The organism is Streptomyces sp. NBC_01788 (genome assembly GCF_035917575.1).
In the GTDB taxonomy this organism is placed as follows: Bacteria; Actinomycetota; Actinomycetes; order Streptomycetales; family Streptomycetaceae; genus Streptomyces.
On sequence record NZ_CP109090.1, the window covers coordinates 6,152,872 to 6,172,832 of the forward strand.

The following is a 19,961-nucleotide window of genomic DNA, read 5'->3' on the forward strand; positions in this document are numbered from 1 at the left end:
GGTCGTGCGGCTGCCGCAGTCCTGAGGCTGCCGCGGTCCTGAGCCCGCCCCCGGGTCCCGAGTGTGTCCCCGGTCCCGGGTCGGCCCCCGGTCTTGAGGCTGCCGCAATCCCGAGTCGCCCCCGGTCCTGAGTGCGTCCCGGTCCTGAGTGCGTCCCGGCCCTGAGACAGCCTCAGCCCCGACGCCGCCTCAGTCCTCAGTGCCCGGTTCGCCGCCCGGCTCCCCGGCCGGGGGCGCGGGCTCCCACCGGGAGTCCGGCAGCGCGTCCGGCGCGGTCATGTCGGGGGCGTCGGCGGCGGGGCGGCGCGGGAGCCGGGGCCGTATCACCCGCAGCCACACCGCCGCGACGACGGCCGCCGCCGCGGCGAACGGGAGCAGCGCCCCGACGGCCAGGGCGATCCAGCGGAGCACGGTGACGAACACGTGCCAGCCGCCCGCCAGCGCGTCCAGGAACCCGGGCTCGTCGTCCCCGGCGACCACCGGCTTGGGCGCCGGGTTCCGGGACAGCGACAGGGTGATGGTGGCCAGGCTCGTACGGTCCTTCAGCGACGCCTGCTGGGCCAGCAGCGCCTCCAGATCGGACTCGCGGAGGCTCAACTCGCCCTCCAGGCTGACCACGTCACTGAGCTGGGTGGCCTGGTCCATCAGCTCCCGCACCCGCGCCACGCTCGCGCGCTGCGACTTGACGCGGCTGTCCACGTCGACGACCTGGGCGGTGACGTCCTGCGCCTTCGCCGTGCGCTCGATCAGCTTGCCGGTGCCCTCCAGATCGCTGAGCACCTCGTCGTACCGGTCGACCGGCACGCGCAGCACCACGCGCGTGCGTTCGTGCCCGTCCTCGTCGCGGCTGGTGCTCTCGTCGCCGACGTACCCCCCGGCGTTCTCGGTGGTGGTCCGGGCCGCGTCGAGGGCCTTCGGCACGTCCTTGACCTGCACGGTGAGCGAGGCGGTGCGGATGATGTGGTTCGCGGTGATCCGGGGCGGCGCGGTGGCCCTCGCCCCGGAGGCCCGGCCGCCGCCGCTGTCCGCCGCGCCCCGCTGGTCCTCGCTGCCGCCCGCGCCCGCCGCGGATTTGGCGGAGGAGTCAGCGGTGCTGTCGCCCGCGCTGCACCCGGTGAGCGAAAGGGCGGTGGCGAGCAGGAGCCCGGCCAGCGCGTGAGCGGGCCGGACGGAACGTCGTGTGCGCATGTGGCATACCCCCGAGGGTCGTCGTGACCACTGACGCTTCTTCGACTCCCGGCCCACGCGAGACGTTGGCCGAGCGTGGGTTCCGATGCGGTCACGTTCGTGACTCGGGCATGACTCGGGCCCGGACACCGGGGCGCGCAGGCGTGTCGGAGCGGTCTGAGAGAGTGGGCTCATGAGCGCAACGCGTACGGGCACGGACCATGTCGTCGTCATCGGGGCCGGGATCGCGGGGCTGGCCGCCGCGCACCGGCTGTTGCGGCAGGGGGCGCGGGTGACCGTGCTGGAGGCGGCCGAGCGCGTCGGCGGCAAGCTGCTGCCGGGCGAGATCGCGGGCGTCCGCGTCGACCTGGGCGCCGAGTCGATGCTCGCCCGCCGCCCCGAGGCCGTGACCCTCGCGCGGGAGATGGGACTGGCGGACCACCTCCAGCCGCCCGCCACGGCGAGCGCCTCCATCTGGACCCGCGGCGCCCTGCGCCCCATGCCGAAGGGGCACGTCATGGGCGTCCCCGGCACCGCCTCCGCGCTGTCCGGCGTGCTGTCCGAGGAGGGCCTGGCCCGTATCGAGCGCGACGCCGGGCTGCCCCGCACGGAGGTCGGCGACGACGTGGCCGTCGGCGAGTACGTGGCCGCCCGCCTGGGCCGAGAGGTCGTCGACCGCCTGGTGGAGCCCCTGCTCGGCGGGGTCTACGCCGGTGACGCCTACCGCATCTCGATGCGCTCGGCCGTCCCCCAGCTCTTCCGGGCCGCGCAGACCCACGACTCGCTGCTGGAAGGGGTCCGCGAGATCCAGGCCGCGGCGGCCGCCGCGCAGCAGACCGGGCCGGTGTTCATGGGCATCGAGGGCGGCGTGGGCCGACTGCCGCTCGCGGTCGCGGAGTCGGTGCGGGCCCGCGGCGGCGAGATCCTCACCGGGACCCCGGTGACGGAGCTGCGCAGGCAGGACCGTACGTCCTGGCAGGTGACCGCCGGCGACCGCGTGCTGCACGCCGACGCGGTGATCGTCGCCGTGCCCGCGCCCGTCGCCGCCGGGCTGCTGAGCGCCGAGTCCCCGGAGGCCGCCGCCGAACTGCGGGCCGTCGAGTACGCCTCCATGGCCCTGATCACCCTCGCCTACCGCCGCGCCGACGCCACCACCCTGCCCGAGGGCAGCGGCTTCCTGGTGCCCCCCGTCGACGGCCGCACCATCAAGGCGTCCACCTTCGCCTCCCGGAAGTGGGGCTGGATCGCCGAGGAGGACCCGGACGTGGTCGTACTGCGCACCTCGGTGGGGCGGTACGGCGAGACGGAGATCCTCCAGCGCGACGACGCCGGCCTCGTCGACGTCTCCCGGCACGACCTGCGTGAGGCGACCGGCCTGGACGCCGCGCCCCTGGAGACCCGCGTCACCCGCTGGACCGACGGACTGCCCCAGTACCCGGTCGGCCACCACGCGCGCGTGGCCCGCATCCGCGAGCACGTCGGCAAGCTGCCCGGTCTGGCGGTGTGCGGCGCGGTGTACGACGGAGTGGGCATCCCCGCGTGTGTCGCGAGCGCGTACGCGGCCGTGGACCAGCTGCGGGGTGACCTTCGGGGTCTGCAGGAGCTCACCGCGGCCCCGGTGCAGAGTCTGCACGGCGGAGCGGGAGAATAGCCTCATGAGTGACGACGCCCCCACCACCGAGTCCGGCAGGGTCCCGAACAAGGGCAAGCTGGCCAAGGACCTCAACGAGGTCATCCGCTACACGCTGTGGTCCGTCTTCAAGCTGAAGGACCTGCTCCCCGAGGACCGCGCGGGCTACGCGGACGAGGTCCAGGAGCTGTTCGACCAGCTCGCCGCCAAGGGCGTGACCATCCGCGGCACGTACGACCTCTCGGGCCTGCGCGCCGACGCCGACCTCATGATCTGGTGGCACGCCGAGACCAGCGACCAGCTCCAGGAGGCGTACAACCTCTTCCGCCGTACGCGGCTCGGCCGCGCCATGGAGCCGGTGTGGTCGAACATGGCGCTGCACCGCCCCGCCGAGTTCAACCGCTCGCACATCCCGGCGTTCCTCGCCGACGAGACGCCGCGCGACTACGTCAGCGTGTACCCGTTCGTGCGCTCCTACGACTGGTACCTGCTGCCCGACGAGGACCGCCGCCGCATGCTCGCCGACCACGGCAAGATGGCCCGGGGCTACCCGGACGTGCGCGCCAACACGGTCGCGTCCTTCTCCCTCGGCGACTACGAGTGGGTCCTCGCCTTCGAGGCCGACGAGCTGCACCGCATCGTCGACCTCATGCGCCACCTGCGCGCCTCCGAGGCCCGCCGGCACGTGCGCGAGGAGATCCCGTTCTTCACCGGGCGCCGCAAGGACATCGCCGAGCTGGTGGCCGGTCTGGCCTGACGCGTGCCGGTGTCCCGGGGCCGACGGGCCCCGGGACACCGACACGGCCCCGCCGCTCAGCGGTGGGCGTCGGTCCGGCCGGTCGCCCGCTGCAAGGCCTCACGCAACTGGCGTACGCGGGTCTCCTGGAACGTCGGGCCGTGCGGCCGCGGCTCCGCGCGCGGCGCGCACACCGCCTGCGGCCGCGGCAGGCGGCCCTGGAGCAGGTAGGCGTCCAGATGCGCGTTGACGCAGGCGTTCGGCCCGCCCGCGATGCCGTGGGTGCCCGCGCCCCGCTCGGTCACCAGCGCCGAACCGGCCAGCCGCCCGCGCAGCTCCAGGGCGCCCGCGTACGGCGCGGCCGCGTCCCGTTCGGCGGCCAGGATCAGCGTCGCCGGCAGCTCGCCGGGGCCGGTCCTCACGTCCAGGGGCCGCTGCCGGGGCGCCGGCCAGTAGGCGCACGGCAGGTTCGCCCACACATTGCTCCAGGTCTCGAACGGCGCCACCCGCGCGAGCCGTGTGTTGTCCCGGTCCCAGACCGCGAAGTCCGTCGGCCAGGAAGCGTCGTTGCACTCCACGGCCGTGTAGACCGCGCTGCCGTTCTCCCCTGCGGCGGCCCCCTCCCGGTGCGGGGCCGCCAGCGCGACCAGCGGCTTCGGGTCGCCCTTCAGATACGCCGACAGGGCCTTGGCGCTGCCCGGCCAGTAGTCGTCGTAGTACCCGGCCGTCAGGAACAGGCCCTGCAACTGGCCCGGTCCCACCGAGCCGCCCGCCGGTTCGGCGGCGAGCCGCTCCCGCGCCCTCTCGTAGCTCCTCTGCACCTGCCCGGCCGTACGGCCCAGCGCGTACACGTCGTCGTGCCGCGCCGTCCACTCGCGGAAGTCCGCCCAGCGGGCCTCGAACGCGGCCGACTGGTCCAGGTTGGCTCGGTACCAGATCCGGTCGGGCGCCGGGTTCACCGCGGCGTCGAAGACCATCCGGCGGACGTGCGTGGGGAACAGCGTGGCGTACAGCGCACCGAGGTAGGTGCCGTACGAGGCGCCCACGAACGTCAGCCGGTCCTCGCCCAGCGCCGCCCGCAGCACGTCCAGGTCGCGGGCGTTGTTGAGGGAGTTGTAGTGACGCAGGGACTCGCCCGCGCGCCGGGCGCAGCCGCCCGCGTACGCCTTGGCCTCGGCGACGCGCTGCTCCTTGTACGCCCGTGAGGGGTGCGTCGGCGCTGCTCTGGGCGCCCTGAGCTCGAAGAAGTCCTTCGGGTCCTGGCAGGACAGCGGGGCCGACCGGCCCACCCCGCGCGGGGCGTAGCCGACGAGGTCGTACGCGGAGGCGACGCGCTTCCACTCCGGCAGCAGGCCCATCAGCGGGAAGGAGGTGCCGTCGGCGCCCGGACCGCCCGGGTTGAACACGAGAGCGCCCTGACCGGGCACTCTGCGCTTGCTGTTGCGCGGGTCCTTGTGCGTGGCCCGCACCCGGCTGACAACGAGCCGGATCCGCTTGCCGTCGGGGTGCGCGTAGTCGAGGGGCACCTGGACCGTGCCGCACTCCATGGTCCGGGGCAGCTCCCGCGCCTCCGGGCACGCGCCGAAGTCGATCCCGGCCGCCCGCGCCCACGCCGCGGCGACGACGGCGCCACGCAGTTCCGCCGCGGCACCGGGGAGGCGCGCGGCGGAGGAGGCGGGGGCGCCGACGAGGGCGGTGAGGACCAGGGACCCGGCGGCCGTCCAGACGGCGGCAGCGGTCATCGCGTATCCCTTCGGTGCACGGCAGCGACAGAAGCGATGTTTCGTTCACCTCGGCGGCAAGGACAAGCACCGCCCGCCGGTGTCGCGGCCGATGCCCCCGACGCGCCCCGGGCGGGCCCCGGCGCCGGGCGCACACTCCGGCACGCACGGCCGCCGCACGCCCGCCCGTCGGTTCCGTCGGCGTCGATCGCAGCAGGCCCTAGCGGTCCCGGGAAGCCTGGCCGTGCGGGGGTCGGTTGCGTGCGGGGCGGTCCTGCGTGGGCCGGTCGTGGTGGGCGAAGGCGGCGCGCAGGTTCGGTTCGCCGATCGCGTCGATGCCACGTACGGCCACGGATGCCAGGTACGCGCGCTCGTCGCTGAAGCCGTTCATGTGGCGGGCCAGGCTGCCGAGCAGGCGCTGGCCGGCCGGAGAGGCCCAGCGCGAGTACGGGTGGACCTCGAAGCGGGCGATGACCAGGCAGCTCAGGGTCAGCGCGAGCGGCAGCGCGAACCAGAGGGCGATCAGCTCCCGGGGCATCCCGGTCGGGCCGGGCAGCAGCAGCGCGGTCAGGCTCAGGGCGAGGACGGCCAGCGCGGCGATCCGCACGCGGCGGACCCCGGCCGCGATCGTGGACCCGTCCCCGTCCGGCACGGCGAGACCTGCCCTGACGAGTCGGTCGGCGAGGCCGCGCACCGCTTCCGCGGTGGCCGCCGCCGCGCGCACCGGCGCGATCCGGGACTGCCCCTCCGGGCCGATCGCCCCTATGACGGAACGCTCCATCTCGTCCCGCCCGCGCGGGTCGACGACCGTCGCCCAGCCGGTGTGCGCGAGCAGCAGCCGACGCTGGCGCGCCATGGAGACCAGGGTCAGCTCGGCGACCCGCGCCGGTCCGCCCGAGAGGAACGCCGCCTCGTAGAGCGTCAGATCGCGGCCCCGGCCGGCGTCCACGTCGACGGCCGCGGCGCGCACCGCGGCCAGGCACAGCCGCAGGCATGCCGTGCCCGCGAAGGCCCAGGCCAGAAGCAGGAGAAGGACCCAGAACATGACGCGTTTCTATGCCAGAGGCCTGGGAAACGCCATGCCCTGTTCGCCATCCGGACAGAGTGTTTCCGGTATGTGACGTTCCGTTTGTTTGCCGAGGTCAGGGCGTCGGGGTGGCGGGGCCGGGCTCAGCGGCCCAGCAGCACCCGCTGGGCCGCGCGGGCCACCCGTGCCGCCGGGCGGCGCGACCGGGGCGCCGGACCCGAGCGGTCCAGCCACCACTCCCGCAACTCCCGCCGGACGCCCGCGTCGTGAGGCCGGCCGGCGAGCAGCAGGGACTCCGTGAACTCCAGGGCGTCCTGCCGGTAGCCCCCGGTCATCGGGTGCGTCTGCGCATAGGAGAGGAACGCGGTCCGGTAGCCCTCGCCGAGCAGCACCGGCAGTTCGGGCGCCACCTTGGCCACGACGTCCGCGCGCTTCGCGGCCAGCGAGCGCGCCTGCACGCCGATGCGTACCCGGTCGAACCCCTCCGGCGCGGGCGTCCCGGCGACGAGCGCCGAGAGCAACGAGGTCTGCGCGAGCGCGAGCCGCTGCCGCGCGGCCTCGGTGCCGGCCGCCCGCCGCTCCGGTCCGGGCGCGACATCGGAGACGGGCGTCGGGTCGGCGTCGGGGACGGGGCGCACGGGCGCCGTGCGTCCCGACTCCACCGCCGTTGCGATGGCCGCCAACTCCCGCTCCAGATCGCTCGGTTCGGGGAAGTTCTCGTCGCGTTCCAGCAGGACCCCCGGTGGGGCGACGTGCGAGGCGAGGTCGGTCAGGATGTCGAGGACCGGGCGCGGCACCGGGTGGGCGTGGCTGTCGTGCCAGACGCCGTCCCGTTCGAAGCCGCCCGCCACATGGACGTACGCGATGGCTTCGAGGGGGAGTTCGGCCAGCGCCAGAGCCGGGTCCTCGCCCCGGTTGACGTGGTTGGTGTGCAGATTGGCCACGTCGATCAGCAGCCTCACCCCCGTGCGGTCGGCCAGCTCGTACAGGAACTGCCCCTCCGTCAGCTCCTCCTCCGGCCAGGCCAGCAGCGCGGCGATGTTCTCCACGGCGAGCGGCACGGGCAGTGCCTCCTGCGCGATACGGACGTTCTCGCACAGCACGTCGAGAGCGTCGCGGGTGCGCGGCACGGGCAGCAGATGCCCTGCCTCCAGCCGCGGCGAGGCGGTCAGCGCGCCGCCCGCGCGGACGAACGCGATGTGCTCGGTGACCAGTGGCGAGCCGAGCGCCCGCGCCCGCTCGGCGAGGGCGGTCAGCCGGCCCTCGTCCGGCCGGTCGGCCCCGCCGAGGCCGAGCGAGACCCCGTGCGGGACCACGGTCACCCCGCGGCCGCGCAGGCGCAGCAGCGACTCGGGCGGATGCGCGGGGCACACGTTCTCGGCGACGACCTCGACCCAGTCGATGCCCGGCATCTCCTCCACCGCGTCCGCGATCTCCGGCCGCCACCCGATCCCCGTCCCGAGCCGCTCCATCCTGCCCCCGCCCCCCTCTTGCCTCCACAACGGTGCACGTGACGGGGGTATGGCCCGGGCGCCGGGCCCCGAACCCCGCGGCCCGCACCTTCAGAGCAACATTTGAGCTAGGGTCTTTCGTTTGGATCAGGCCGGATCAGGGAGCGGGGTCTGGTGCTGGGGCACCTCCCACGCCGTTCAGGCAGTGGGGGAGCGTCGCAAGGCGGAGGAGGGCGGCAGGGCGGAGCCCTGCCAACCGACGACAACGCGGCTGGGGGTGCCCCCTGCTCGAAGAGCTTGGGGGAGCGGTGCCAGGGCCCGCGAGCCCGGCATGATCCAAACGAGAGGCGCTAAGCCCCGCCGTGGGCCCGGAGCCGGTCCGGGCGCAGCGCGGGGTGGTCGGCGACGACCGTGCAGGAGCCGGGGGCGATCTCCGTGAAGCCGGTGTCGCGCACCACCGGCAGTCCGCCGGAGGTGAGTTCCGCCCAGTGGGCGGGTCGGCGGTGCGGACGGTGAGCGGGAAGTCCGCGTCCCGCCAGGCCGTGCGCCGCTCGTCGGACAGTTCCCACCAGGCGAGCTGGGCGCCGTGACCGGCCTGGGCCATCGCCTTGCCCGCGGACATGTCCAGCCGGGGGCTCATCCACAGCACCGGGACGTCCGGGTCCGGCGCGGCGGGCGGCTCCGGGTCGTCGAGCTCGGTGCCGGAGACCTGGAGCTTGGCCAGGTCCTTCGGCCAGCCGTCCAGCGGTACGGGCGGGAAGACCCGCACCTGCGCCGCCGTGCCGGTGACGGTGATGCCGGGCAGGGCCTCGGCCCGCCGCCACTCGGTGCCACGCGCCCGCCGCACCACCTTGCGGATCCGGGCGTCCTGCCAGTCCCGCACGGCCCGCGCCCACTCCCCGTCACCGGCCGAGCGCTCGTCGGCGAGCAGCACCAGGACCGCTCGGGCGGCGGTCTCCAGGGCGTCCGTACGGGCCGGGGGAGCGGCCCGCTCGATCCGCACCACCAGCGGCAGCACGAACTGCCGCGCCTGGTCGCGTGCGCCGGGCTCGGACCGGAACGGGCTGTCCTGCGGAGTGGTGGCCGTGGTGCTCTCGTCGGTGCTCACGGCGCCCAGTCTGCCAGCCGGCCCCGGCCGCCCCGGCTTCCGGCTGCCCCGTCTCCCGGCCACCCGAGCTCCCGGTCGGCACCGGTCCCTGGTCGACACCGGCTCCCGGCCGCTACTGGCTCCCGGCCGCTACTGGCTCCCGGTCGCTACTGGCTCCCGGTCGCTACTGGCTCCCGGTCGCTACTGGCTCCCGGTCGCCTCCGGCTTCCGGTCGCGGCCCCGGCCCCCCCGACCCACGGCTCTCGGTCGCGGCCCTGGCGGCCCCCGGCCGACGCCGGCTCCCGGCAGGCGCCGGCTCCCGGCAGGCGCCGGCTCCCGGTCGGACCCTCAGGCGCGGTCGGTCGAGGCGGCGATCAGGTCGGAGACCTTCACCAGGCGGTAGCCCCTCTTGCGCAGCTCCGGTACGACGGCGCGCACCACGCGCTCGGTGGTGGGGGCGGCGCTGCGGGTGCAGTGCATGACCACGACCGAGCCCGGCTTGACCCCGTTCAGGACCTGCCTGGCCACGGCGTCCGCGTCCGTCGCGAACGCGTCTCCGCTCACCACGTCCCACTGCACCGCGGTGACGCCGAGACTGCTGAGCGCCCGCAGGGCCTGCTGGTCGTAGCAGCCGCCGGGGAAGCGGAAGTACGGCATCGGGTGCGGCACGCCCGCCTTGCGGAACGCCTCGTACGCGCCCTCCACGTCCGACCGCATCCGGTCGGCGGGCACCCTGGGCAGTCCGTAGCAGTTCGCGGTGAACGCGTAGTGGCTGTAGGAGTGGTTGGCGAGCTCGAACAGGGGGTCGCTGCCGATGGAGCGGGCCTGGTCCGGGTACTGCTCGGCCCAGCGACCGGTCATGAACACCGTGGCCGGCGCCTTCAGGGCGCGCAGGGTGGTGATCAGCTCCGGGTTGTCGAAGTGCTCGCCCGCCGCCGCACGCGGTCCCTCGTCGGCGGTCATGTCCGCGTCGAAAGTGAGCGCGACCGTCTTCCCTTTGGTGCGGGGGCCGTTGCTGAACACGGGGGTCAGACCGCCGGGCCCCGGGGTGAGGGCCGGCGGCCGGGAGGGCGAGGGGCTGGCCGGTGCGGAGGGTGAGGCCGACGCGGACTTCGAGGGGGCCGTCAGCCCGGCGCGGGGGCCCTCGTTGCCACCGCAGGCGGCCAGGGCGGCGCCGAGGGCGCAGACGGCGGTGATGCGTCGTACAAGTGTGATCACCCGATGAACATATGACCTTCTTCGATTACGGGAACGGTGGCATGGCCGCGCGGTCACCCACCCGGTGGCCGAGTGGTCCGGTGGCCCGGCGGTCCGGTCCCGGCTCAGCGGCCGTAGCGGGCGGTGAGGGTGCCGGAGGCCAGGATGTGGCCGCTCAGCGCGCTCCGCACGTCGGCTGCCGTGGCATTCGGCTTCAGGGCGAGGCGGCGGTCGGCGGCATACACCGTGAAGACATAGCGGTGGGGTGTGCCCGGCGGCGGGCAGGGGCCGCCGTAGCCCGTCCTCGAGAAGTCGTTGCGTCCCTGGGTGGCTCCCGGCGGGGTCGCGTCCGCCGGCAGGCTCCTGGTGCGCGGGTCCATGTTCCACACCAGCCAGTGCGTGAACGTGCCTCCGGGGGCGTCCCGGTCCTCGACCAGCAGGACCAGCCCCGCTGTGCGTGCGGGAATCCCGGAGAACGCCAGCGGCGGCGAGACGTCCGCCCCGCCGCACGTGTAGCGGCCGGGAACGGTGCCGCCCTCGGCGAACGCCGTGCTGGACACGGTGATCCGGCCCGCGGCACCCGGTGGGGCGTCGGCGCTGGGCATGGCGGGGGTTCCCGTGCCTCCGCCCCCGCACCCCGCGAGGCCCCCCAGCGTCGCGACCAGGACAACTTCCACGAGCCGGCTGCGCATGCCACGCACGCTAACGACGTCCTCACGGCGCCGCGACCGCGCGGGTCCGTACAGGGGACGGGAGACGGGAGCTACGTCCCGGTGCGGGCCGCGCTGCCGTCCGGCTCCGGAGTGACCGCGTCGGCGCTGCTCCGGACGGGGGTGATCGGGGCCGACTCGGCGCTGCTGCGGACAGGGGTGACCGGGGCCGAATCGGGGGCGGTGCCGTCGGGATCCGTGGACACCTCCGCGGCAGCCTCCGGCAGCTCCTCGGGCGGACGGGATACCGTCGGTGCCGTGCTCCTGTCGAGGCTCCTGGACCGTTCCGGTTCCGGCTCCCGCTGGGCCTTCTCCAGGAACCGCAGCAGCTCGACCGGGAAGGGCAGGACCAGGGTGGAGTTCTTCTCGGCGGCGACCGCCGTCACCGTCTGGAGCAGCCGCAGTTGCAACGCGGCGGGCGTGTCCGCCATCTGCTGGGCCGCCTCCGCCAGCTTCTTGGACGCCTGGAACTCCGCGTCCGCGTTGATGATGCGGGCCCGCCGGTCCCGGTCGGCCTCCGCCTGCCGTGCCATGGACCGCTTCATCGTGTCCGGCAGGGAGACGTCCTTGATCTCCACCCGGTCGATCTGCACGCCCCATCCGACGGCCGGGCTGTCGATCATCAGCTCGAGACCCTGGTTGAGCTTCTCGCGGTTGGACAGCAGATCGTCCAGGTCGCTCTTGCCGATGATCGAGCGCAGGGACGTCTGCGCCATCTGCGAGACCGCGAACTTGTAGTCCTCCACACGGATGAGCGCGCTGACGGCGTCGACCACCCTGAAGTAGACGACCGCGTCCACGCGTACCGTCACGTTGTCCCGGGTGATGCCCTCCTGGGCCGGGATCGGCAGCGTGACGATCTGCATGTTGACCTTGTAGAGCCGGTCCACGAACGGGACGATCACCGCCAGGCCCGGCGGGCGCGGCTCACCGGTCTGCCGCCCCAGGCGCAACACCACCCCCCGTTCGTACTGCTTGACGACCCGCATCGCCGCGGTGAGGTACACGAACCCCACGCAGCCCGCGGTGATCACGGCGGTCACCAGTTCCTGCACCATGACGAGGACTCCTCGACCGGTCGCCGGTATGCCTGCTATGCGCTCGCTTCAACGATATGCCCGTTCCGACGCCACGGTCGAGCCGCCGGACGGCCTCCGCTCACAGGGCCGCGGGGTCACAAGGCCGTGAACGCGTCCGTCCGAGGACAGTGCGCCAGCACCGCGCCGGTGTGCACCTCGTAGTACCAGGCGTGCAGCGTGAGCCGCCCGTCCGCGAGCCGCTTCTCGACGCACGGATACGAGCGCAGCCGCAGCAGCTGGGTCAGGGCATGGCTCCGGACGCCCTCGGCGACCGCCGGGTCCTGGGCGGCCCCCGTCGGCCGGGGCGTCGCCTGCGCCAGCCAGTCCCGTACGGCGGGTACGGCGTCGAGGTCGTCCCCGCGGACGAGGGCGCCGACCGCACCGCAGTGGGAGTGGCCGCAGACGACGATGTCGCCGACGCCGAGCACCTCCACCGCGTACTCGATGGTGGCCGCCTCGGCGGTGGGCCGCGCCGAGGCGTACGGCGGCACGATGTTGCCCGCGGTGCGCAGCTCGAACAGCTCGCCGGGCCGGGCGCCGGTGATCAGGGCCGGGACGACCCGCGAGTCGGAGCAGGTGATGAACAGGACCTCGGGGGACTGGCCCTCGGCGAGCCGGGCGAAGTCCTCCGGGCGCCGTCCGAACGTACGGGCGTTGTGGATCAGGGGCTGCATGGGGCGACTCCGTGTCTCCGGCGCGGACCAGCCAACGATCAGGGGCCGGCCAACGATCAAGAGCCGGCAGGAGACACGGTAACCCCCGGGAAGCCGTCCGCCGGGGCGTCGGCCCCGGTCAGTGCGTCTCGACGAGCCCCTTGGCGTCCCGGGCGAGGGCGGTGAGGCGGGATATGGCGCGGAAGTACTTCTTGCGGTAGCCGCCGTTCAGCATCTCCTCGCTGAACAGCCGGTCGAAGGGCATCCCGGAGGCCAGTACGGGCACCTCGCGGTCGTAGAGCCGGTCCGCGAGGACCACGAGCCGCAGCGCCGTCGACTGGTCCGGCACCGGCCGCACGTCGGTGAGGCACACGGCCGTCAGCCCGTCGGTCAGGGCGCCGTAACGGCTGGGGTGCACCTTGGCCAGGTGGTCGAGCAGGTGCGGGAAGTCGTCGAGCGAGGCGTTCTCCGTGGCGTACGCCGCCTTGGTGACCTGTTCCTCGGAGTACGGCGCCGGAGCCTCGGGCAGGCCGCGGTGGCGGTAGTCCTCGCCGTCGATGCGCAGCGCGCGGAAGTGCGCGGACAGGCCCTGGATCTCGCGCAGGAAGTCCGTGGCGGCGAAGCGGCCCTCGCCGAGCTTGCCCGGCAGCGTGTTGGAGGTGGCGGCGAGCGCGACGCCCGCGTCGACCAGCCTGCCGAGCAGGGTGGACACGAGCACCGTGTCGCCCGGGTCGTCCAGTTCGAACTCGTCGATGCACAGCAGGCGGTGGCCGGAGAGGGTCTCGACGGTCTTCTGGAAGCCGAGGGCGCCCACGAGGTTGGTCAGCTCGACGAAGGTGCCGAACGCCTTGCGGGCGGGCTCGGCCGGGGTGGCGTGCCACAGGGAGGCCAGCAGGTGGGTCTTGCCGACGCCGTAGCCGCCGTCGAGGTAGACACCGCGGGGCCCGGCACCGGCGGCCCCGCCCTTGGCCTTGCCCTTGCTCCTGCCGAAGCCGAACAGGCCGCGCCTGCCGGAGCCGGTCGCGGAAGCACCGCCGAGTCCGGCGGCGAAGTCGTCCAGGACCTCGACGGCCTGGGTCTGGCTGGGCTGCTTCGGGTCCGGGATGTACGTCGCGAAGCGCACCGCGTCGAAGCGGGGCGGCGGCACCATCTCGGCGACCAGCCGGTCCGCGGGGACGTGCGGCTCGCGGGCGCACAGGGACAGCGGGGCCGTGGTGGTCAGGGAGCTGAGCCCTGAGGCGGCTGTGGAGGACGACACGGTTCCCCATGGTAAGCGGCATGGAACACTGCACGACATGCGACGCCTGTTCCCTGTGACCGACGAAACAGCAGCCCAGAGCCCGGACGCGGCGCACGGGGCCGGTGGTACGAGTGTGCCCGGCGCCCTCGTGGACCGGGAGTGGAGCTTCGCCGAGCTGGCCGCCGCCTACGCCTACCCCGAGCGCGTGGCAGTCGGGGAACCGTGGCTGCGCGCCAACATGGTCGCCACCCTCGACGGGGCCGCCCAGCACGAGGGGCGTTCGCAGCCCATCTCCAGCGCCGCCGACATGCGGATCTTCGGCACGCTGCGGGCGCTGGCCGACGTGGTGGTGGTCGGCGCGGAGACGGTGCGCCAGGAGGGGTACCGCCCGGCCAGGGCCCGGGCGGAGTTCGCGGCGCTGCGGGAGGCGGCCGGGCAGGGGCCGGCTCCGGCGATCGCGGTCGTCACGGCGAGCCTGGAGCTGGACTTCTCGCTGCCGCTGTTCACCTCGCCGCTGGTGCCCACGCTGGTCCTCACGGGCGCAGCGGCGGCCCCCGAGCGAATCGCGGCCGCGGAGAAGGCCGGCGCCCGTGTGGTGATCGCCGGCGACGGCGTCGGGGTCGACCCCGCCCGCGCCGTCCGGGCACTCGCCGGACTCGGCCACACCCGTCTGCTCACCGAGGGAGGCCCCCGCCTGCTGGGCCAGATGGTGGCGTCCGGCGTCCTGGACGAAATGTGCCTCACCGTCTCCCCGATGCTCACCGCGGGCGACGCCCAGCGCATCGCCGGCGGACCCTCCGTCACGGTCCCGCAGCGCTTCACCCTGGCGTCCCTCCTGGAGGACGACGGGTTCCTGTTCGGCAGGTACCGCCGCCCCTGACCGGAGCACCGCCGCCACAATTCCCGCGATACCCGTGCGATCACGGGGCAGGATGGTTTCCGCAGGGGTCGCTGCGGCCCGTGGCGGGAGACGGAGGGTCCGGGGACCCTCGGAGGAGAAAGGGCGCCTGGTGTTCACAAGCGTATTGATGATCGAGAAGGCCCTGACGTCCGCCGACGTGGAGTTCGTCACCACCTTGCACGGCGACGAGCCGGTCTTCTTCCACGTGCTGCTCCAGCCGCGCGGCGACCAGGCCGACCGGTTGCTGCGGGCCATCGACGACATCGCACTCGGCGAACTCGACGAGGCGACGCGCGAGGGCGAGACCCCCGAGGGCGCGGCCGCGAAGGGCGCCGGGGAGCAGGCCCTGGAAGTTTCCCTCCTCGCGCTGCGCGCGGCGGGCAGCCGGGCCGAGGGCCGGCTCGTCGAGGACCATCCGCTGGACGCCCTGAAGTCCCTGGTCGCCGAGGTCGGCGCCGACGAGGTGATCGTCCTTACCGACCCGCACTACGTGGAGGAGTTCTTCCACCGCGACTGGGCCTCCCGGGCCCGCCACAAGGTGGGCGTACCGGTCCTGAAACTCTTCTCCCACAGCAAGGCATAGGCTGGGGCGGCGCCCCCGCCCGGGGGCGCCCGCACCGTCGTACCGCAGCCGCACCACCTGGGGAGAAAAGCGCATGGCACCCGGCCTTCCTACCGCCATGGACCGACCGCACTTCATCGGCATCGGCGGCGCCGGGATGTCGGGCATCGCGAAGATCCTCGCCCAGCGCGGCGCCAAGGTGGCGGGCAGCGACGCCAAGGAGTCGGAGACCGCCGAGGCGCTGCGCGCGCTGGGCGCCACCGTGCACATCGGGCACGCGGCCGGCCATCTCGCCGACGACGCCAGCTGCGTCGTCGTCTCCTCGGCGATCCGCGAGGACAACCCGGAGCTGGCCCGCGCGGCCGAGCTGGGCATTCCGGTCGTGCACCGCTCCGACGCGCTGGCGGCCCTGATGGAGGGCCTGCGCCCGATCGCGGTCGCCGGCACCCACGGCAAGACGACGACCACCTCGATGCTGGCCGTGTCCCTCGGCGAGCTGGGCCTGCGGCCGTCGTACGCCATCGGCGGCGACCTGGACGTCCCCGGTTCCAACGCGCTGCACGGCGAGGGCGAGATCTTCGTCGCCGAGGCCGACGAGTCGGACCGCAGCTTCCACAAGTACGCGCCCGAGGTCGCCATCGTCCTCAACGTCGAGCTGGACCACCACGCCAACTACGCCTCGATGGACGAGATCTACGAGTCCTTCGAGACCTTCGTGGACCGGATCGTCCCCGGCGGCACGCTGGTGATCGCCGCCGACCACCCGGGCGCGCGGGAGCTGACCCGGCGCGTGGCCGGCGCGGTGCGGACGGTGACGTACGGGGAGTCCGAGGACGCCGACGTGCGGATCCTGTCGGTCGTGCCGCAGGGCCTCAGGAGCGAGGTCACCGTCCTGCTGGACGGCACCGAGCTCACCTTCCGGGTCTCCGTGCCCGGCCGCCACTACGCGCACAACGCCGTCGCCGCGCTGGCCGCGGGCGCCGCGCTCGGCGTCCCGGCCGCCGAACTCGCCTCCGCGCTGGCCGCGTACACCGGCGTCAAGCGGCGCCTGCAGCTCAAGGGCGAGGCCGCCGGAGTCCAGGTCGTCGACTCCTACGCCCACCACCCGACCGAGATGACCGCCGACCTGGAGGCGATGCGCGCGGCCGCGGGCGACGGCCGGATCCTGGTCGTCTTCCAGCCGCACCTGTTCTCCCGCACCCAGGAGCTGGGCAAGGAGATGGGCCAGGCGCTGGCTCTCGCGGACGCCTCCCTCGTCCTGGACATCTACCCGGCCCGCGAGGACCCGATCCCCGGCATCACCAGCGAGCTGATCACCGCCGCCGCGCGGGCGGCGAACGCCGACGTGACGGCCGTCCACGACAAGGCCGAGGTCCCCGACGCGGTGGCGGGAATGGCCAAGGCCGGTGATCTTGTTCTCACCATGGGCGCGGGCGACGTCACCGACCTCGGACCGCGCATCCTGGACCGTCTGCCGAAGTGAGGGGCGCGAGAACCATGCCGTACGACGTCGAGAAGCCGGACGAGCAGTGGCGGGCCGAGCTGAGCCCGGCCGAGTACACCGTGCTGCGCCAGGCCGGCACGGAGCCCGCCTTCGTCGGTGAGTACACCGACACGAAGACCAAGGGCGTCTACTCCTGCCGCGCCTGCGGCGCCGAACTGTTCACCTCCGGGACCAAGTTCGAGTCCCACTGCGGCTGGCCGTCCTTCTACGACCCGAAGAAAACCGACGCCGTGGAACTGCTGGCGGACCGCTCCCACGGGATGGTCCGCACCGAGGTGCGGTGCGCCCGCTGCGGTTCGCACCTCGGCCACGTCTTCGAGGGCGAGGGCTACGCGACCCCGACCGACCAGCGGTACTGCATCAACTCCATCTCCCTGCGCCTGACCCCCGACGAGAACTGACCGAACGGGGCCGGCGGGCGGGGCGTGGGACGGTGGGGCGGGTGTCCGTCACAGTGGCTCGTCGTTCCATTGGTCGAGCAGGTCGCCCAGGTCGGGGGTGGGCTGTGGTTCGTTGTCGCCGTGCAGGGGCTGTTCGGTCCAGATGACCTTGCCGTGGGGGGTGTACCTGGTGCCCCAGCGGCGGGCCAGTTGGGCGACGAGGAACAGGCCGCGTCCGCCCTCGTCCGTCAGGGCGGCCCGGCGCGGGTGCGGTGAGGTGCTGCTGCCGTCACAGACCTCGCAGATGAGGGTGGCCTGGTCGCGCAGCAGCCGGACCCGGATCGGCTCGCTGCCGTAGCGGATGGCGTTGGTGACCAGTTCGCTGAGCATCAGCTCGGTGTCGAAACCCACCTCCTGAAGTCCCCACGCGTCCAGTTGCCGGGCGCACGCCGCGCGCACCCGGGCCACGGACGCGGAGTCGCGGGGCACGTCCCACGCCACGACGTCCGCCGGGTCCAGCAGCCGGGTGCGGGCGACCAGGAGCGCCACGTCGTCGCTGGGGCGCGCGGACAACAGGGCGTCGATCACCGCCCGGCACGTCTCCTCCGGACTGCGCTCGGGCCGGCCGGCCAGGGTGTCGCGCAGCAGGGCGAGGCCGGTGCCGATGTCCCTGTCCCGGTCCGTGACCAGCCCGTCGGTGTACAGGACCAGGAGCGACTCCGGCGCCAGGCGCAGCTCGGCGGTCTCGACGGGCAGGCCCGCCGCCAGGCCGAGCGGCGGCGAGGCCGGCACCTCGGGGAAGTGCACCGTGCCGTCGGGGCGTACCAGCGCGGGTCCGGGGTGGCCCGCCCTCGCCACGGTGCAGTATCCGCCCGCGGGGTCGTAGATCGCGTACAGGCAGGTGGCCCCCGTGATCGGGTCGGCCTCGGCCTCGGCCGACCGGTCCTGGTCGATCCGGGCGACCAGTTCGTCGAGGTGGACCAGGATCTCGTCCGGCGGCAGGTCCAGGGACGAGAAGTTGAGGACGGCGGTGCGCAGCCGGCCCATGGTGGCGGCGGCGTGCAGCCCGTGCCCGACGACGTCGCCGACGACCAGGGCCACGCGCGCGCCCGGCAGCGGGATCACGTCGAACCAGTCCCCGCCGACACCGGCCTGCGCGGGCAGATAGCGGTGGGCCACCTCGAGGGCGTCCTGCTCGGGCCGCCCCCCGGGCAGCAGGCTGCGTTGCAGGGTCACGGCGACGCCGTGCGCGTGGGTGTAGCGGCGGGCGTTGTCCACGGACACGGCCGCCCGCGCGACCAGCTCCTCGGCGAGGGAGACGTCCTCGTCCTCGAAGGGGCCGCGCCGGTCCGTCCGCCAGAAGTCGGCCAGCCCCAGGAGGACGCCCCGCGCCCGCATCGGCACGGCGATGAGCGAGCGGATCCCGTGGTCGAGGATCCTTCCGGCCGTTTCCGGGCTCCGGACCCGCCAGTGGTGGGTGGCCAGATCGGACTCCAGGACCGCGTGACCGCTCTCCAGCGCCACCGCCATGGGGGTGCCGGGCAGCCAGGTGACCCGCCCGCCCACGGGGAAGACGGGCGGGTCCACGCTGTCGCCGAGGACGACCGCGCGGCGCATGTCCGCCATGTCCGTCGGCTCGTCGCCGCGCAGGACGGGCTCCAGCAGCTCCACGGTGACCAGGTCGGCGAACCGGGGGACGGCGACCTCCGCCAGCTCCTCGGCGGTCCGTACGACGTCCAGGGTGGTGCCGACCCGGGCCCCGGCGTCGTACAGCAGCCGCAGCCGCTCCTGCGCCTCCTCGACCCGGCCCGAGAGGGCGCGCAGCTCCGTCGTGTCCCGCAGCGTCGTCACACTGCCGGCCGGTCCTCCCGAATGGTCCGTGGGACGGGTGTTGGCGATCAGCAGCCGGTCCCCCGCAGGGAGCACCTCGTCGCTGGCCACCCGCCCGGAGCGCAGCAGCCCGGCCACCCGCGGCTCCAGGCCGAGGTCGTCGATCCGGCGCCCCTCCGCGTCCGCCGGCAGGTCCAGCAGCCGCCGCGCCTCGTCGTTGGCCAGCAGCAGCCGGCCCTCGCCCGAGACGACGAGGACACCCTCCCGCACGGAGTGCAGGACGGCGTCGTGGTGCTCGTACATCCGCGTCAGCTCGACGTGGCCCAGACCGTGGGTCTGCCGTCGCAGCCGCCTGCTCGCCCACGCCGCCCCGCACGTGGCCAGCACGAGCGCTCCCCCCACGCCCCCGAGCAGGACCGGCAACTGGTCCATGACCATCGCGTTCACCGTCTCCAGCGTGATCGCGACGTCCACGACGCCGGCGACCGAGCCGTCCGTCCGGAAGACGGGCACGACCGAGTCGACCGCGGGGCCGCGGCTCGCTGCGACGACCTCCGTGAACGACCTGCCCCGGGCCGCCTGCCGGTACGGGCCGATGACGTGCCTGCCGATCAGGCCGGTGTCGGGGTGCGTGAGCCGGATCCCGTCCGGCCGGTACACGACCACGAAGGCCACACCGGTCCGCTTCCGGGCCTCCTCGGCGCGCGGTTGGAGGACCGCCGTCGGATCGCGGCTGTCGAGGGCCGCCGCCGTGCCCGCGGCGCTGGCGAAGGACTCGGCCACGGATCGCGTGCGGTGCCGGGCGTCGGCCAGGCTGTTGCTCCGGGTCTGGAGCACGAGGACGGTGCCGGCGGCGATGATGAGCACCAGCAGCATCACCATCTGGAGGACGAACGCCTGCGCGGCGAAGCTGCGCACGCCCGGCTTCGGACGCCGCCGTTTTTCTGGCCCGCGCAGAAATCCGGCCATGGGTACATCTTCCAGCACCGGCGGCCACGGCGTAGTCACCGGCGGCCACCGGGGGCGCGGGGCACCCCCGCGAGTCGCGGACCTTTTGCGGGGCACTCCTACGGTGGGACAATATGG

The 19,961-nt window shown here is 74.0% G+C and carries 16 protein-coding genes and 1 pseudogene; 6 read left to right on the forward strand and 11 right to left on the reverse strand.

From position 1 onward, the window contains the following. Positions 1 to 189: 189 nt before the first annotated feature. Positions 190 to 1,188, reverse strand: a complete 999-nt coding sequence (locus tag OIE49_RS27795; RefSeq protein WP_326804650.1) for a DUF4349 domain-containing protein — start codon at positions 1,186 to 1,188, stop codon at positions 190 to 192. Between the two features lie 172 nt (positions 1,189 to 1,360). On the opposite strand from OIE49_RS27795, the gene hemG reads away from it, so the two are divergent. Together hemG and hemQ are read left to right on the forward strand one after the other, a co-directional pair. Continuing rightward, positions 1,361 to 2,818 carry a protoporphyrinogen oxidase gene (gene hemG / locus OIE49_RS27800; RefSeq protein WP_326804651.1) on the forward strand — a complete coding sequence of 486 codons (1,458 nt, stop codon included), beginning with the start codon at positions 1,361 to 1,363 and terminating at the stop codon, positions 2,816 to 2,818. A gap of 4 nt (positions 2,819 to 2,822) precedes the next feature. Then, positions 2,823 to 3,554: a hydrogen peroxide-dependent heme synthase gene (gene hemQ / locus OIE49_RS27805; protein WP_100566367.1), complete on the forward strand. Its 732-nt coding sequence runs from the start codon at positions 2,823 to 2,825 to the stop codon at positions 3,552 to 3,554. Positions 3,555 to 3,610: 56 nt separating this feature from the next. Here hemQ and OIE49_RS27810 read toward each other — a convergent pair whose 3' ends face one another. The 9 genes and pseudogenes from OIE49_RS27810 to zapE all read right to left on the reverse strand — a co-directional run bounded on the left by OIE49_RS27810 (position 3,611) and on the right by zapE (position 13,716). After that, positions 3,611 to 5,275, reverse strand: a complete 1,665-nt coding sequence (locus OIE49_RS27810; RefSeq protein WP_326804652.1) for an alpha/beta hydrolase — start codon at positions 5,273 to 5,275, stop codon at positions 3,611 to 3,613. A gap of 199 nt (positions 5,276 to 5,474) precedes the next feature. Continuing rightward, on the reverse strand, positions 5,475 to 6,299 hold the full coding sequence (locus OIE49_RS27815; protein WP_326804653.1) for a TIGR04222 domain-containing membrane protein: 825 nt from the start codon (positions 6,297 to 6,299) through the stop codon (positions 5,475 to 5,477). A gap of 125 nt (positions 6,300 to 6,424) precedes the next feature. Then, positions 6,425 to 7,753: a DUF692 domain-containing protein gene (locus OIE49_RS27820; RefSeq protein WP_326804654.1), complete on the reverse strand. Its 1,329-nt coding sequence runs from the start codon at positions 7,751 to 7,753 to the stop codon at positions 6,425 to 6,427. Between the two features lie 329 nt (positions 7,754 to 8,082). Continuing rightward, positions 8,083 to 8,849, reverse strand: a pseudogene (locus OIE49_RS27825) (peptidyl-tRNA hydrolase). Positions 8,850 to 9,167: 318 nt separating this feature from the next. Next, the gene (locus OIE49_RS27830) at positions 9,168 to 10,037 is read right to left on the reverse strand and encodes a polysaccharide deacetylase family protein (RefSeq protein WP_326804655.1); all 870 of its coding nucleotides are present in this window, start codon (positions 10,035 to 10,037) and stop codon (positions 9,168 to 9,170) included. 104 nt (positions 10,038 to 10,141) lie between these two features. Next, positions 10,142 to 10,708 carry a YbhB/YbcL family Raf kinase inhibitor-like protein gene (locus OIE49_RS27835; protein ID WP_326804656.1) on the reverse strand — a complete coding sequence of 189 codons (567 nt, stop codon included), beginning with the start codon at positions 10,706 to 10,708 and terminating at the stop codon, positions 10,142 to 10,144. Between the two features lie 71 nt (positions 10,709 to 10,779). Continuing rightward, entirely contained in the window at positions 10,780 to 11,784 is a 1,005-nt protein-coding gene (locus OIE49_RS27840; protein WP_326804657.1) for an SPFH domain-containing protein, read from the reverse strand. Between the two features lie 116 nt (positions 11,785 to 11,900). Next, positions 11,901 to 12,479 (reverse strand): carbonic anhydrase, encoded by a 579-nt coding sequence (locus OIE49_RS27845; RefSeq protein ID WP_326804658.1) that lies wholly within the window; start codon positions 12,477 to 12,479, stop codon positions 11,901 to 11,903. 118 nt (positions 12,480 to 12,597) lie between these two features. Beyond that, a complete protein-coding gene (zapE, locus tag OIE49_RS27850) occupies positions 12,598 to 13,716 on the reverse strand; it encodes a cell division protein ZapE (protein WP_326804659.1) in 1,119 nt (372 codons plus the stop codon). A 37-nt stretch (positions 13,717 to 13,753) separates the two neighbouring features. Between zapE and OIE49_RS27855 the strand changes: the two genes are divergently transcribed. From OIE49_RS27855 to msrB, 4 genes are all read left to right on the forward strand, one after another. Continuing rightward, on the forward strand, positions 13,754 to 14,578 hold the full coding sequence (locus OIE49_RS27855; protein WP_326804660.1) for a pyrimidine reductase family protein: 825 nt from the start codon (positions 13,754 to 13,756) through the stop codon (positions 14,576 to 14,578). A gap of 148 nt (positions 14,579 to 14,726) precedes the next feature. After that, complete coding sequence (locus OIE49_RS27860; protein WP_326804661.1) at positions 14,727 to 15,182, forward strand: indole-3-glycerol phosphate synthase; 456 nt, start codon at positions 14,727 to 14,729, stop codon at positions 15,180 to 15,182. A gap of 73 nt (positions 15,183 to 15,255) precedes the next feature. Next, positions 15,256 to 16,644, forward strand: a complete 1,389-nt coding sequence (murC, locus tag OIE49_RS27865) for a UDP-N-acetylmuramate--L-alanine ligase (RefSeq protein ID WP_326804662.1) — start codon at positions 15,256 to 15,258, stop codon at positions 16,642 to 16,644. Positions 16,645 to 16,658: 14 nt separating this feature from the next. Next, positions 16,659 to 17,066, forward strand: a complete 408-nt coding sequence (msrB, locus tag OIE49_RS27870; RefSeq protein ID WP_326804663.1) for a peptide-methionine (R)-S-oxide reductase MsrB — start codon at positions 16,659 to 16,661, stop codon at positions 17,064 to 17,066. 48 nt (positions 17,067 to 17,114) lie between these two features. Here msrB and OIE49_RS27875 read toward each other — a convergent pair whose 3' ends face one another. Then, positions 17,115 to 19,844 (reverse strand): SpoIIE family protein phosphatase, encoded by a 2,730-nt coding sequence (locus OIE49_RS27875; RefSeq protein WP_326804664.1) that lies wholly within the window; start codon positions 19,842 to 19,844, stop codon positions 17,115 to 17,117. Positions 19,845 to 19,961: the final 117 nt, after the last annotated feature.